The sequence below is a fragment of the Cellulomonas sp. HZM genome, from assembly GCF_000708885.1.
In the GTDB taxonomy this organism is placed as follows: Bacteria; Actinomycetota; Actinomycetes; order Actinomycetales; family Cellulomonadaceae; genus Cellulomonas.
Genome location: NZ_JEOE01000053.1, coordinates 1 through 13,502, shown reverse-complemented (window position 1 = coordinate 13,502; position 13,502 = coordinate 1). Strand labels below are relative to the sequence as shown.

Here is a 13,502-nt window from a genome sequence, read left to right as displayed (position 1 = left end):
ACTCCGGCGGGTATCCACGACGTCCCACGAGGCCCTCCTTCAAGGGTCAAGTGGCACAAGAATCCAGGAATCCGACTCCACGGAACGCGGGACACACCAACGTCTACACGACAGGCCAAAGTGTCACTTCACAACGACCCTCGCCGTGCCGGCCGGCTCCGATGGTGGGACGGCTCGGCGTGGTCGGAGTTCGTGCAACCGGCACCCGGGCCGGGACGCCCCGTGGCGGGACCGTCGAGCGGCGTGACCTTTCGCGGCGCCGACGAGCCGCTCGTGACGTCGTACCCTCCGGTCACCGACCCCCGGTACGACGGCGCGCCGCAGGCTGCGGGCCTGCGCGAGGCCGCCGCGCGGTGGCGTGACGCCGACGGTGACGTGCAGGTCCCCGGGGAGCTGGTGCTCGCGCTCGAGGCGGTGGCCCAGACGGCGAGGCTCGGCCCGTCGGCGACCTTCGTCCAGCGCGCCGCGGCGCAGGCGGCGGCGATGTCGCTCGACCAGGCGATCGACGCCCCGGCGGCAGAGGGCGTGCCGCTGCTCGACGTGCCGCCGTACGCCGCCGCGACGGCGACCGGAGGGCAGACGTTCCCCCTCGCCTCGGGCGATGCGTCACGCACCCGGACGGCCCGCAGCAGCCTCGCGTGGTGGCGGGACCGGGCGTCCGCCGGTTCGTCGATCGTGAGCGGGTGCATCGGTCTGGTCGCCGCGGGCGTGATCGCGACCCTCGACGCGGCCGCCGAACTGCGCGCCGGGATCGGCGGCATCCTGCTCGTCGGGCTCGCCGTGATCAGCGCGACCTCGGTGGTGCGGGGGATCCTCCGGCTGCGCTCCTGATCGGGACCGCACGGCGATCGGTGCGGACGGGCGCGCCCCCGGACTCAGGCGTCGCCCTCGTCGCCCTCGTCGGCCCCCTCGTCGTCGCGGCCCGTGGCCAGGTCGCGCACGCGCCTCCCGAGGTCCGCCGTCAGCGCGCCCACGTCCGCGCCGCCGGCGACGCCCTTGCCGACCGCCAGCCCCAGCAGGTAGGCGGTCAACGGTGCGGCGGGCCGGGCGACGCCGTGGGCGACGTCCCGCGCGACGTCGAGCACCACGGTCGTCTCGTCGGTCCCGACGTCGTCGAGACCCAGGAGCTCGGCGATGCCGGCGAGCCAGTCGTCCAGGGCCTCCGGGGGCAGGTGCCGCGTCATCGTCCACCTCCGAGAAGTCGCCGCGCCTCGTCGAGGTCCGCGGTCGTGTCGACGTCGAGCGTGAGCCCGTCGGGGTCGTCGACCTCGACCAGCCGGAGCCGCTCCAGCGCGGCCCGCACCGGCCGCCCCGCGAGGCCGCCGACCTCGTCCAGCGTACGCACCTGGGCACGCAGTGCGGGTGCGTCGTAGAGCCCGGCGAGCCACTGCAGGCGGCCGTCGCGGTCACGGAGCACGACGCCGTCGCACCCCGCATCGACGGCAGCCGGAGCACGGAGCAGGAGCGCGACGATCTCGGGCGCCCGCGGCAGGTCGCACGCGAGCAGCAGCACGCGCTCGACGGAGTCGGGCAGCGCGGCGAGTCCCGAGCCGATCCCGGCCAGCGGGCCTCCGAACGGCGGCTCCTCGCGGACCACCTGCACGTCGGGTCGCGGGGTCTCGCCGGGGTGCCCCACGACGACCACGTCGGCGATCCCGGCCGCGTCGAGCCCGTCGAGGACGACGTCGAGCATCGAACGGGCGCCCACGTGCACGTCGCCCTTGCGCACGCCGCCGAGCCGCGAGCCGCGCCCGCCCGAGAGCACCACCGCCGCGGTGCGCGGCGCGCGAGCGGCGGCGGGAGGGCCGGTCAGGACGACGTCCACCACGTCTCCGGGCAGCACCTGACCGCCCGCGTGCCCCGCGGCGACGAGCGCGTAGCCGTTCGCGTCGGCGAGGCTCCCGATGCGGTGCGACATCGAGCGCGGAGCGGCCGCGGGCTCGACGGTCAGCGTCCCGTCCGGCGCGACCGCGATGCGCGCAGGCACCACCTGGTCGCGGCCCTCGGCGGCCCGCCAGCCCGCGAGGGCACGTGCCGGGACCGCTGCAGGCACCGGGCGGGGAGAGCCCTGCAGCGCGTGCAGCGCCGGGCGGACGAACACCTGGAACGACACCCAGGCAGCCACCGGGTTGCCCGGCAGCCCGAGCAGCAGCGTCCCGCCCGGGAGCCGGCCCGCGGCCTGGGGCTTGCCGGGCTGCATCGCGACGTGCACGAACCGCACGTCGCCGGTCGCGGCGAACGCACGCCTGACCGGGTCGAACGCGCCCGCGCCGACCCCGCCGCTGAGCACCACCACGTCCGCTGTGCCGTCCCACGCGGCGACCAGCCGCGCGAGCGCGTCCGGCTCGTCGGTCGCGCGCTCGAGGCCGACGACCTCGCCTCCGGCCTCGCGCACGAGGTCGGCGAGCATCGGCCCGTCGCAGTCGGGGACCTGGCCGCGCGCGAGCGGCGCACCCGGGTCACGCAGCTCGGATCCGGTCGAGACGACGAGCACGCGCGGAGCCCGACGCACCTCCACGGTGCCGTGCCCGGCGGAGACGAGCGCCGCCCGCACCTGCGTGCCGACCACGGTGCCGGCGCGCGCGACGAGGTCGCCGACGCGTCGGTCCTCGCCGGCGTACCGGACGTGCCGCCCCGGTCCCGGAGGTTCCGTGCGCACCGCGACGCTCGTCGCGAGCGGTGCCGACGGGTCGTCGCGGTCGGTGTGCTCGAGCGGCACGACCGTGTCGGCGTCGCTCGGCAGCGGCGCGCCGGTCATGATGCGCGCCGCCTCGCCCGGGCCGAGCGCGGGGTCGAGCGAGCTGCCCGCGGGGACGTCCGCCACGACCCGCAGGCGCACGGCCGCGTCCGGGCGGGCGTGCGCCACGTCGGCGTACCGGACCGCGAACCCGTCCATGGCCGCGTTGGTCCACGGCGGGACGGCGAGCACGGCGTGGACGTCGGCCGCGAGCCGCCCGGTCGCGGTGACCGTGGGCACGCGCACGGCGTCGAGCGGCGCGAGCGAGGCGAGCACGGCCGCGCGGTGCTCGGCGAGGGAGATCCGACCGGCTGCAGACCCGCACCCGCTCACGGCTCCTCCAGCTCGAGCCGGTACCCGCGCTTGACCACCGTCCGCACGACCTCGCGTCCGACGACCTCGCGCAGGCGCCCGACGGCGACCTCGGCGGTGTGGGGGTCGCGCGACGCGCCCGGTAGGACGTCGAGCACGTCGTCGCGCGTGACGACCGCGCCGTGCGCGTGCGCGAGCAGCCGCAGCACGGCCAGGCCCGACGGCGTGAGCGGCAGCACGCGGCCGTCGAGCGCCGCGCCGCCGCGGCGGATGCGCAGCAGCCCGCCCACCGTGCGCACGGCGTCCTGCTCGGAGTAGTGGGCGACGATCGCACGCACGAACGACCCGAGCCGGCCGCGGTCGGGGATGAGCGGCGTGAGGCCGACGTCGAGCAGGGGCCGTGCGGTGAGCGGGCCGACGGCCGCGGTGAGCACACCGGACGCGACGACCGCGTCGAGCAGGCCGATGCGCCTGGCCTCGTCGAGCCATGCGGCCGCGCCGGGGGCCGAGGTGAACGTGACGACGTCGATCTCGTGGTCGACGACGGCGCGCACCGAGTCGCGCACGAGCTGCGGGTCGGCGGGCGGTCCCCACCGGTACAGCACGACGTTGCGCACGCGCGCACCGGCCGCGCAGAACGCCGCCGAGAGCCCGTCGTCGCCCGCGCCGTGGTGCTGGACGACGACGTCGAGCCCGGCGACACCCTCGTCGAGCAGCAGCTCCGCGATCTCCGCCGACGTCTCGGACTCGGCCACCCAGTCGGCGACGAGCCCGGCTGCCTGGATCGCGCCGCGCGCCTTGGGGCCTCGCGCGACGATCCGGGTCCCGGCGAGCGTCGCGGTGAGGGGCTCGACGAGGCCGACCGCGTCGGCCGCCTCGATCCACGCGCGGAAGCCGATGCCGGTCGTCACGACCACCACGTCGGGCGGCGTGGCGATGACGTCACGAGTCGTCGCGACGAGGTTCGCGTCGTCGACGTGCGCGAGCATGCTCAACGAGGGTGCGTGGCGGACCGTCGCGCCGCGCCGCGAGAGCGCGCCGCCCAGCTCACCGGCCCGGCGGTCGGCCGTCACGAGGACCACGCACCCCGAGAGCACCTGCTCGAGCGCCTCCGTCATGCGCACCGGCTCCGCTCGTCCGGCACCAGGAGCCCCGGGTCGGTGACCTCGCCGAGCACGACGACCGCGGGCGGGCGCACGCCGACCCGCGCGACCTCCGCCGCGACCTCGTCGAGCCGCGCGCGCGTCACGCGCTGCGAGGCGAGCGAGCCGTTCTCGACGACCGCGACGGGCAGGTCCGGCCGCACCCCCGCGGCGAGCGCCTCCGACACGAGCTCGGGCAGCACGGACACCGCCATGAGAGCCACGACGGTGCTCGCGCCGGTCCGCAGGGCCGTGAGACCGGCCTCGTCCCAGCCGTCGTGCCCGTTGATGACGTGCACGGTGCGGACCAGCCCGCGGTGCGTGAGCGGGATGCCCGCCGCGGCCGGCGCGGCGAGCGCGCTGCTGACCCCGGGCACCACGGCCACGTCGACCCCCGCGGCCCGGCACGCGAGCACCTCCTCGCCGCCGCGGCCGTACACGAACGGGTCGCCGCCCTTGAGTCGGACGACCGTACGGCCGAGCGACGCCTGGTCGACCAGGACCTGGTTGATCTCGTCCTGCGTGAGCCGGTGGTGGCCGGGGACCTTGCCGACGTCGATGACCTCGACGTCGGACGGGAGCTCGTCCAGGACGCTCACCGGGCCGAGCCGGTCGGTGACGACGACGTCGGCCTCCGCGAGCGCGCGCCGACCGGCCACGGTGAGCAGGCCCGGGTCGCCGGGTCCGCCGCCGACGAGCACGACGCGTCCGCGCCCCGGCGTGGGCGGCCGTCGACGACGCAGGTCGACACCCCCTTCGCACAGGTGCTGCACCAGCGCGTCGCGCACGGCGGCGCTGCGGCGCGGGTCGGCCGCGGCCGTCGAGACGACGCCGAGCAGGAGGTCCCCGACGGCCGCCGTCGCGGGCGTGCGGGCCGTCCCGGCGGCGGGTCGGTCCGTGCCGCCGACGTCGACGCAGAACACCCGGCGCTCGGCAGCCCAGCGCACGACGTCGCGGTCCGCGCTCGCGTCGCCGGTCGCCGTGACGGCGAGCCACGTGCCGTCCAGGTCGTCGGCCACGACGTCCCGAGCGCGGTGCTCGACCTCGCCGGCCAGTGCCATGTCCCGCAGCGTCTCGCACACGTCGGGCGCGACGACGACGACACGCGCACCCTCGTCCTGCAGCGCTCGCGCCCGCCGCGCGGCCACCGGTCCGCCGCCCGCGACGAGCACCGCACGACCGGTGAGCTCGAGCCCGAGGAGCATCGTCACGGCGTCCCTCCGGAGTCCGGGACGGCGACGAGGACGTCGCCATCGGCGATCGTGACCGGCCAGCACCGGAGTATGCCATCGCCGTGCGTCGGGGACGTGTCGGCGGTGTCGAGGCACGCGCCGGTGCGCAGGTCGAACACCTGCTTGTAGATCGGCGCGGCGACGGTCGGCACCTCGACGCCGTCGCACAGCCTCGACCCGACGAGCCCGCGCGCCATGACGTGCGCACCGGAGAACGGGTCGAGCTGCTGGACGACGAAGACCTCGCCCGAGGCGAGCCGGAACAGCGCGACCTGCTCGGTGCGTCCGTCGTCGGGCACGAGCGCGGCGGCACCGCGGTCGGGCACGAGGTCGTCCACCGCGCACACGCGCACCAGGGTCGACGTGGTCATGGCCGCACCCCCGTCGCCCCGGCGACGAGCCGTTCCTCGGGGGTCGCGGGCCGCACCTGGCCACGCACGGGGATGTACGCGAACGACGGGTCGGCCGTGCCGGGCGCGTTGACGAAGGGCAGGAAGTTGCGCAGCTTCTCGGGGTCCTCGAGCGTCGCCCGCCACTCGTCGACGTAGGTCGCGGCGTGGCGGTCCATCTCCGCGTCGAGCTCGGCGCAGATCCCCAACGAGTCCTCGAGCACGACGTCGCGGACGAAGTCGATGCCGCCCTCGACCTCCTCGAGCCACGCCGCGGTGCGCTGGAGCTTGTCCGCGGTGCGCACGTAGTAGAGCAGGAACCGGTCGATCACCTGGATGAGCCGGTCGCGGTCCAGGTCCTCGGCGAGCAGCTGCGCGTGCCGCGGGGTGAAGCCGCCGTTCCCGGCGACGTACACGTTCCAGCCCTTGTCGGTCGCGATGACGCCGACGTCCTTGCCGCGTGCCTCGGCGCACTCGCGCGCGCACCCGGAGACGCCCAGCTTGAGCTTGTGCGGCGAGCGCAGCCCGCGGTACCGCAGCTCGAGCTCGACCGCGAGGCCGACCGAGTCCTGCACCCCGAACCGGCACCACGTCGAGCCCACGCACGACTTCACGGTGCGCAGCGCCTTGCCGTACGCGTGCCCCGACTCCAGGCCCGCCGCGACGAGCCGCTCCCAGATCGCGGGCAGCTGGTCGAGCCGCGCGCCGAACAGGTCGACGCGCTGGCCGCCCGTGATCTTCGTGTAGAGCCCGAAGTCGCGCGCCACCTCGCCGACCGCGATGAGCTGCTCGGGCGTGACCTCGCCGCCCGGCATGCGGGGGACCACGGAGTACGAGCCGTCCTTCTGGATGTTCGCCATCACGTGGTCGTTGGTGTCCTGCAGGGTCGCCCGGTCGCCGTCGAGCACGTGCCGAGGGGAGGTCGTCGCCAGGATCGAGGCGAGGACGGGACGGCAGATGTCGCACCCGCGTCCCGAGGCCCGGGTGCCGAAGCGCTCGATGATCTCGCTGAACGTGGCGAGCCGGGACAGGCGGACGGCCTCGTAGAGCTGCGCGCGCGAGAGGGCGAAGTGCTCGCACAGCGCGGTCGAGACCGTGATGCCGAGCCGCGACAGCTCGGTGCCCACGAGGCGCTTGACGAGAGGCAGGCAGGATCCGCAGCTGGTCCCGGCGCGCGTGCACGCCTTGACCGCGCCCAGGTCGTGGCAGTCGTGCTCGGTGACGGCGCCGCGGATCGTGCCCGCGCTCACGTTGTTGCACGAGCACACCGTCGCCGCGTCGGGCAGCTCGAGCTCGGGCGCCCCGCCCCCCTCAGGCAGCAGGAACGCCGACGGGTCGCCCGGCAGCTGCGCACCGACCATCGGCCGCAGCGCGGAGTACGCACCGGCGTCGCCGACGAACACCCCGCCGAGCAGCGTCCGTGCGTCGTCGGCGAGCACGACCTTCTTGTAGACGCCCGCGACAGGGTCGGCCCACACGACCTCCATCGCGTCGGGCGTCCGCGCGAACGCGTCCCCGAAGCTCGCGACGTCGACGCCCGAGAGCTTGAGCTTGGTCGCGGTGTCCGCTCCGGGGTAGGTCGCCGCTCCACCGAGCAGACGGTCGGCGACGACCTCGGCCATGGCGTACCCGGGCGCGACGAGCCCGACGGGCCGGCCGCCGTCCGGTGCGGCGGCCGCCACCTCGCCGACCGCCCACACGCCGGGCACCCCGGTCCGGCACGCGTCGTCGACCAGCACGCCACCGCGCTCCCCGACGGCCAGGCCGGCGGCGCGCGCGAGCTCGTCGCGCGGGCGGACGCCGGTGGCGAGCACGACGACGTCGACGTCGAGCCGCGTGCCGTCGGCGAACTCGAGCCGCCCCACGCGCTGTTCGCCGCGCCGGGGCCGCATCGCCGCGGTGGCGGTGCTCGTGCGCACGGCGACCCCCCGCGAGCGGACCAGCCGGCCCAGCGCCATGCCGCCGCCCAGGTCGATCTGCGCGTCCATCAGATGGGTGCCGAACTGGACCACGGTCGCCTGCACGCCGAGCGCCTGCAGGGCGCCCGCGGCCTCGAGACCGAGCAGCCCGCCCCCGATCACCGCGCCGCGCACCTGCGTCGCACGCCGCCCGCCCGAGCGTCGCTGCGCCGCGTCCTCGACCCAGCCGCGGATCGCCGCGACGTCGTCGATCGTCCGGTAGACGAACACGCCGGGCAGGTCGGCGCCCGGGATGGGCGGCACCGCGGCGTACGAGCCGGTCGCGAGCACCAGCTCGTCGTAAGAGGTCATCGCACCGGTGTCGTCGAGCACCGTGCGCTCCTGCAGGTCGATCGACGTGACCGCGCAGCGCGTACGTGCCCGCACCAGCGGGTCCTCCCACAGCGCGGGGTCGCCCAGCTGCAGCGACTCCGGGCCCGCCGCGAAGTACGAGGTCAGCGCGACGCGGTCGTAGGGCCGACGCGGCTCGTCGGCGAACATCGTGACGCGCCACGCCCCCTGCTCGTCGCGCGCCCGGACCGCCTCCACGAGGCGGTGGCCGACCATGCCACCCCCGACCACGACCAGGTGCTTGCTCTCCACGGGGTCCTCCTTGCTGATCCTGGGTGCGTGCGCCGCAGGGCGGCCGTGCTGCCTGTCCGGGCCGCCTCGTGCGGGCTGTGCGCTCACGCTAGGAAGGGCGTGTTTCGCCGCGGACGGCGGGGGGTAACACGGGCGGAACGATGTCCGCACACGGCGGGCGTCCCGGCTGTGAGAAGTGGGACGGCCGACCGTCGGGTCACACGCGAGCGCGGCCGAAGGCTGTTCCGCGGCGCGCGTACACCGCCCACACCACCGCGGCGAGCACCGCGTAGACGCCGACCATGACGACGAGCGCCGCCTGGATCCCCCCGGTGGCGTTCGTCGAGATCGCGAACCCCCGCGGGATCAGGAACCCGCCCAGCGCACCGACCGCGCCCGCGATCCCCAGGCACCCCGCGGCGACGGCCGCCCGCGTGCCGGCGGTGCGCTCGGGCAGCAGCGCGAACACCGACGGGATCATCCGGTACACCGACCCGTTCCCGATGCCCGAGAACGTGAACAGCCACAGGAAGGAGGCGAAGAAGCCGACGAGCGACGACTCGCGCAGCGAGACGATCGCGCCGACGATCCCGAGCGCCATCGCGCCGAACGACACCAGGGTCAGCCGCGCGCCCCCGACGCGGTCGGCGAGCGCTCCGCCGAGCGGACGGGTCAGCGAGCCGACGAGTGCCCCGAGGAACGCGAGCGAGAGCGTCGTCCCGGGGAAGCTGCGCGTGAGCAGCGTCGGGAACACGCCGGAGAACCCGATGAACGAGCCGAACGTGCCGATGTACACGAGCGAGATCACCCAGGTGTGCCGCTCCCGCAGGGCCGCGGCGTACACGCGCGGGTTCGCACGGGCGGTGCTGAGGTTGTCCATGCAGCGCCATGCGAGCAGCGCCGCGAGCAGCACGAACGGGACGACGACGAGCGCGGCGCGGTCGAGCTGCAGGCCGGCCGCCGTCACGACGACGATCGGGACGACGAGCTGGACCGCCGCGGTGCCCAGGTTGCCGCCCGCGGCGTTGAACCCGAGCGCGCGGCCCTTCTCGCGCTGCGGGAAGAAGTAGGAGATGTTCGCCATCGACGACGCGAAGTTGCCGCCGCCCAGGCCCGCGAGCGCCGCGACGCCGAGCAGCACCCCGAACGAGGTCGACGGGTCCTGGACCGCGAGGTAGAGACCGCCGAGGGGGAGCAGCAGGAGCAGCGCGGACACGATGGTCCAGTTGCGGCCGCCGAAGACGGGGACCGCGAACGTGTACGGCAGCCGCATCGTCGCGCCGACGAGGCTGGGGATCGCGACGAGCCAGAACGACTGGTCGGCCGTGAGGGCGAACCCGGCGTCCGAGAGCTTCGGCACGACGATGCTCCACATCGCCCAGACGGCGAAGCCGAGGAACTCGGCGAAGACGCTCACCGCGAGGTTGCGGCGCGCGATGCGCCTGCCCACGGACTCCCACTGGGCGGCGTCCTCGGGGTCCCAGCCGTTGAGCCAGCGACCGTGCGAGGCGGTGAGGGGTGCAGCGGGGGTGGTTGCGGTGGGTGCTGCGGCGGTGCGGGCGTCGAGCGTCGTCACGGTGACCTCCGTGGGCCGGTGGGGAGCGAGCGTGGCTCGCGGTGCCGCCGACGCTAGGAACGGCGTGTTTCCGGGCGACGCGCGCGGTGTCAGGCGTGCGTCACGTTCTGCGCACACGTTGCGCGCCCATGTCGTGAGAAGTCCGGGGCGGCATCTCGGATCCTGGACTCACCCGGTGGCGATGTTGACGTCCTCCCGCGGCGGGCACTAGAAAATGACCGACACAAAAGCCGACTGAATCAGTCGGTGTAATCGGGTCATGAGAGTCTCCGCGAAGCCCCGGCTGGGAGACCGGCAACCCTCCGTCCGTGGCGGGGTGCCCCGGGTGACGACCAGGTCGTCGTGCACCGCACGACGGCAAGCACGAGCAGGCGCCGTCGGCGCCCGGACGACGAGGAGCACGGCGTGATGTGCGCAGGCGAGCACCGCGGGCAGCGATGTCTGCACGTCGCATCGTCCAGCGCGCGCCGCAGCGTCGTCGCGCCCCCCGCCGCCCGCGTCTGACGGGACCGGCAGCACCCCGCCCCCCTGAGCGCCCGAGACCGATCCGGTCCCGGAGGAGCTCGCGCACGATCGGAGCCCCCGCGTGAACGTCTGGGACGCGACCGCCCTCGCCGTCACCCTCGGCCTGTTCGCAGGCCTGTTCGCCCTGGCCAGCAAGCGCCTCAACTTCAGCGTCCTGACGTTCGTCGGCCTGTTCCTCGGCATCGGCGTGGGCGTCGTGTTCCGCGACCACGTCGAGTACGTCCAGCCGCTGGGTCGCGTCTACGTCAACCTGCTGCTGACGATCGTCGCGCCGCTCGTCATCGTGTCGATCCTCTCGAGCATCACGTCGCTCGGGTCGACCGCACAGCTCAAGACGATCGGCGGCCGGTCCGTCTTCTGGCTGCTGAGCCTCAACCTCGTCGCGATCTTCCTCGCGCTCGGCACCGCGCTGCTCGTCGGCCTCGGCAAGGGCGCGCACCTGGCCACCGCAGGTGTCGACACGCGCTCGCTCGACCAGGTGAAGAAGCCGTTCACCGACGTGTTCATCGGCTTCTTCCCGACGAACATCGTCAAGGACGTCTCCGAGAACAACATCATCCCGATCATCCTCGTGAGCATCCTGGTCGCGGTCTCCTGCTCGGTGATCGCGGACAAGCAGCCGCAGAAGGTCGCACCGTTCAAGGCGGGCGTCGAGGCGTTCCGGGAGATCATCTACCGCGCCGTCGGCTTCGTCATCGCGCTCACGCCGTACGCGGTGCTCGCTCTCACGGCGTCGTTCACGTCGACCGTCTCGGCGGACACGAGCCAGCTGTGGCCGCTGCTCACGCTGCTCGTGGTCGCGTTCGTCGTCTGCTTCACGCACACCTACGTGGTCAACGGCGTGTTCCTGCGGGTCTCGGCAGACGTCAGCCCCGTCGCGTTCTTCCGCAAGATCCTGCCCGCGCAGCTCACGGCGTTCAGCACGCAGAGCAGCGCCGGGACGCTGCCGCTCACCACGAGCCTGCTCCGCAGCCGCGTGGGCGTCCCGTCCGAGATCGCCGGCTTCACGGCTCCGCTCGGCACGACGATCGGCATGCCCGGCTGCGCGGGGATCTGGCCGATCCTGCTCGCGGTCTACGCCGTCAACGCGCTCGGCATCCCGTACGGCCTCACCGACTACGCGGTGCTCGTCGTGCTCGGGCTGCTCGTGTCGATCGGGACCGCGGGCGTGCCGGGGACGGCGACCATCACGGCCACCACCGTGCTCGCTGCCGCCGGGCTGCCGCTCGAGGTCGTGATCCTCACGCTCCCCATCAGCGCGCTCGCGGACATGGCCCGCACCACCAACAACGTCACCGCCGCCGCGGTCGCCGCGACGATCGTCGCCCGCAAGGAGCGCCGACTCGACGACGCGGTGTTCGCGGCCCCCGACGCGGACGTCACCGCGAGCCTCGCAGCGGCCGACGAGGCCGCCGCGCCGACCCAGCCGTCCGGGCCCGCCCTGGCCGCTCCCGACGACGAGCTGTGGGGCGTGCTCCCGATCGGCGCGTGCGCCGTCGAGCCGTCCCCCCGCGAGCGCGTCGGCGCCCACTGACCCCCCGCACGACCCACCGGAAAGCGCGATCGTGAAACTTCTTCCTCAGCTCCACCGCCGCCTGCGCCTGGCCGCTGCGTTCGGCGTCGTCGGCTTCCTCACCGTCGGTCTGCCGGTGGCTCAGGCCACGCAGGCCGAGGCGGCCACCGTCCAGTGGGTCGACGGTGGCGACGACCAGCCGTGCCTCCAGGACGACATGGGCGCCGCGCTCACGAGCCTCGCCGAGGACAAGTTCTGCCAGCCGATCCCCACGTGCCACGAGTACGACGGGAACAACCCGAAGTACAAGGGCCGGATCGTCCAGAGCAGCGCGAGCACCGGCATCTGGCAGGGCGACCCGAACGACGTGCTGTACGAGGACGACCTGCCGTCGGACTACAACATCACGACGTCGCAGCCCACGAAGACGCCGACGCCCTCGACGCCGACACCCACGAAGTCGCCGACCGGGACCGCGACGAAGCCCGCGACGTCGGGCGGCTCGTCCGGCTCGGGCTCGTCGGGATCCGGCGGGAGCTCGGGCGGTTCGTCGTCCGGCGGGTCGAAGGGGTCGTCGGGGTCGACCAAGGGCTCGACCGGCAGCACGTCCTCCGGCAACGGCGGCAAGGGCAGCACGGCGAGCGGCTCGTCGGGCTCGGGCTCGTCCGGGACGACGAAGGGCACGACCGGCACGACGGGCACGACGACCACGACGACCACGGCGACGGGCGCGACCGACGACCTCGGCATCGACCCCGACGAGAAGGCGGTCGAGGGTGCCCCGAGCGCGCCGGGCACGCCGCGGCTCACGGTCGACGGCTCGACGATCGTCGTCGAGTGGGACCCGTCGCCCGACGTGGACCTCGACGCCGTGACCGGCTACGTGGTCCAGCTCAGCGGCGACAACCACGCCGAGGTCGACGCGAGCACGACGCGCCACGAGTTCCGTGACCTGCCCGACGGCAGCTACCGCGCCGCGGTCCGGGCGGTCAACGAGGTCGGGCAGTCCGAGGCGTCCACGCCGTCGGAGCCGGTCACGGTCGGCACGCCGGTGACGTCGTTCGTCGGCGCCCTGACGTGGACCGGCGACGTGTCGCCGGGCGCGACGGTCACGCTCACGGGCTCGGGCTACGCGCCGGGCGTCGAGCTCGCGGTCGAGCTGCACTCCGACCCGGTGCTGCTCACCACGGTGACCACGGACGCGCAGGGCTCGTTCAGCACCGACGTCGTCGTGCCCGCGGACGCACCGGAGGGCGAGCACCATCTCGTCGTCGCCTACCAGGGAACGGTGGTCAGCGAGACCCCCGTGACGCTCGTCGCCGCGGCACCCGCCCCCGCGGCGTCCGCGGAGCCGGTCGCGGCGGCCGCCGCCGAGACGGTCCCGCCCCTGACGGGCCTCGTCATCCTCGTCGCGCTCGCGGTCGCCGGCGTGCTGCTGCTGGCGTCGCACTACGCCCGTGGCGGCGCACGCCGAGCCCGCCGGGCCGCAGCGCCCGCGACGACGCCGCACCCGTCCGCCGCCGTACCCCTCCCCAC

At 74.7% G+C, this 13,502-nt stretch carries 10 protein-coding genes, 1 pseudogene and 1 riboswitch; of the genes and pseudogenes, 4 read left to right on the top strand and 7 right to left on the bottom strand.

The window, feature by feature from the left end; translation table 11 throughout:
- Positions 1-120 precede the first annotated feature (120 nt).
- Both AW16_RS18970 and AW16_RS0116025 read left to right on the top strand, forming a co-directional pair.
- Positions 121-204: pseudogene (locus AW16_RS18970) on the top strand (DUF2510 domain-containing protein); the annotation flags it as partial.
- A gap of 39 nt (positions 205-243) precedes the next feature.
- Positions 244-831: a hypothetical protein gene (locus AW16_RS0116025; protein ID WP_029292038.1), complete on the top strand. Its 588-nt coding sequence runs from the start codon at positions 244-246 to the stop codon at positions 829-831.
- 44 nt (positions 832-875) lie between these two features.
- Here AW16_RS0116025 and AW16_RS17865 read toward each other — a convergent pair whose 3' ends face one another.
- The 7 genes from AW16_RS17865 to AW16_RS0115990 all read right to left on the bottom strand — a co-directional run bounded on the left by AW16_RS17865 (position 876) and on the right by AW16_RS0115990 (position 9,928).
- Positions 876-1,184 (bottom strand): DUF6457 domain-containing protein, encoded by a 309-nt coding sequence (locus tag AW16_RS17865; protein WP_051682022.1) that lies wholly within the window; start codon positions 1,182-1,184, stop codon positions 876-878.
- Positions 1,181-3,070: a gephyrin-like molybdotransferase Glp gene (glp, locus tag AW16_RS0116015; protein WP_197021646.1), complete on the bottom strand. Its 1,890-nt coding sequence runs from the start codon at positions 3,068-3,070 to the stop codon at positions 1,181-1,183. Before glp ends, AW16_RS17865 begins: the two co-directional genes overlap by 4 nt.
- Positions 3,067-4,167: a uroporphyrinogen-III synthase gene (locus AW16_RS0116010; RefSeq protein WP_029292033.1), complete on the bottom strand. Its 1,101-nt coding sequence runs from the start codon at positions 4,165-4,167 to the stop codon at positions 3,067-3,069. Before AW16_RS0116010 ends, glp begins: the two co-directional genes overlap by 4 nt.
- Complete coding sequence (gene cobA, locus AW16_RS0116005) at positions 4,164-5,396, bottom strand: uroporphyrinogen-III C-methyltransferase (RefSeq protein ID WP_369794799.1); 1,233 nt, start codon at positions 5,394-5,396, stop codon at positions 4,164-4,166. The genes AW16_RS0116010 and cobA overlap by 4 nt, the downstream gene beginning before the upstream one ends.
- A gap of 2 nt (positions 5,397-5,398) precedes the next feature.
- On the bottom strand, positions 5,399-5,794 hold the full coding sequence (locus AW16_RS0116000) for a nitrite reductase (NAD(P)H) small subunit (protein ID WP_029292029.1): 396 nt from the start codon (positions 5,792-5,794) through the stop codon (positions 5,399-5,401).
- On the bottom strand, positions 5,791-8,337 hold the full coding sequence (gene nirB / locus AW16_RS0115995; protein ID WP_051682023.1) for a nitrite reductase large subunit NirB: 2,547 nt from the start codon (positions 8,335-8,337) through the stop codon (positions 5,791-5,793). The genes AW16_RS0116000 and nirB overlap by 4 nt, the downstream gene beginning before the upstream one ends.
- A 232-nt stretch (positions 8,338-8,569) precedes the next feature.
- Positions 8,570-9,928 carry an MFS transporter gene (locus tag AW16_RS0115990; protein ID WP_034649689.1) on the bottom strand — a complete coding sequence of 453 codons (1,359 nt, stop codon included), beginning with the start codon at positions 9,926-9,928 and terminating at the stop codon, positions 8,570-8,572.
- Between the two features lie 255 nt (positions 9,929-10,183).
- A riboswitch (SAM riboswitch) is annotated at positions 10,184-10,298 on the top strand.
- A gap of 216 nt (positions 10,299-10,514) precedes the next feature.
- Here AW16_RS0115990 and AW16_RS0115985 point away from each other — a divergent pair.
- Positions 10,515-11,987 (top strand): dicarboxylate/amino acid:cation symporter, encoded by a 1,473-nt coding sequence (locus tag AW16_RS0115985; protein WP_051682021.1) that lies wholly within the window; start codon positions 10,515-10,517, stop codon positions 11,985-11,987.
- A 31-nt stretch (positions 11,988-12,018) separates the two neighbouring features.
- A partial coding sequence (locus tag AW16_RS17860) for a fibronectin type III domain-containing protein (protein WP_029292022.1) occupies positions 12,019-13,502 on the top strand: 1,484 nt, incomplete at its 3' end.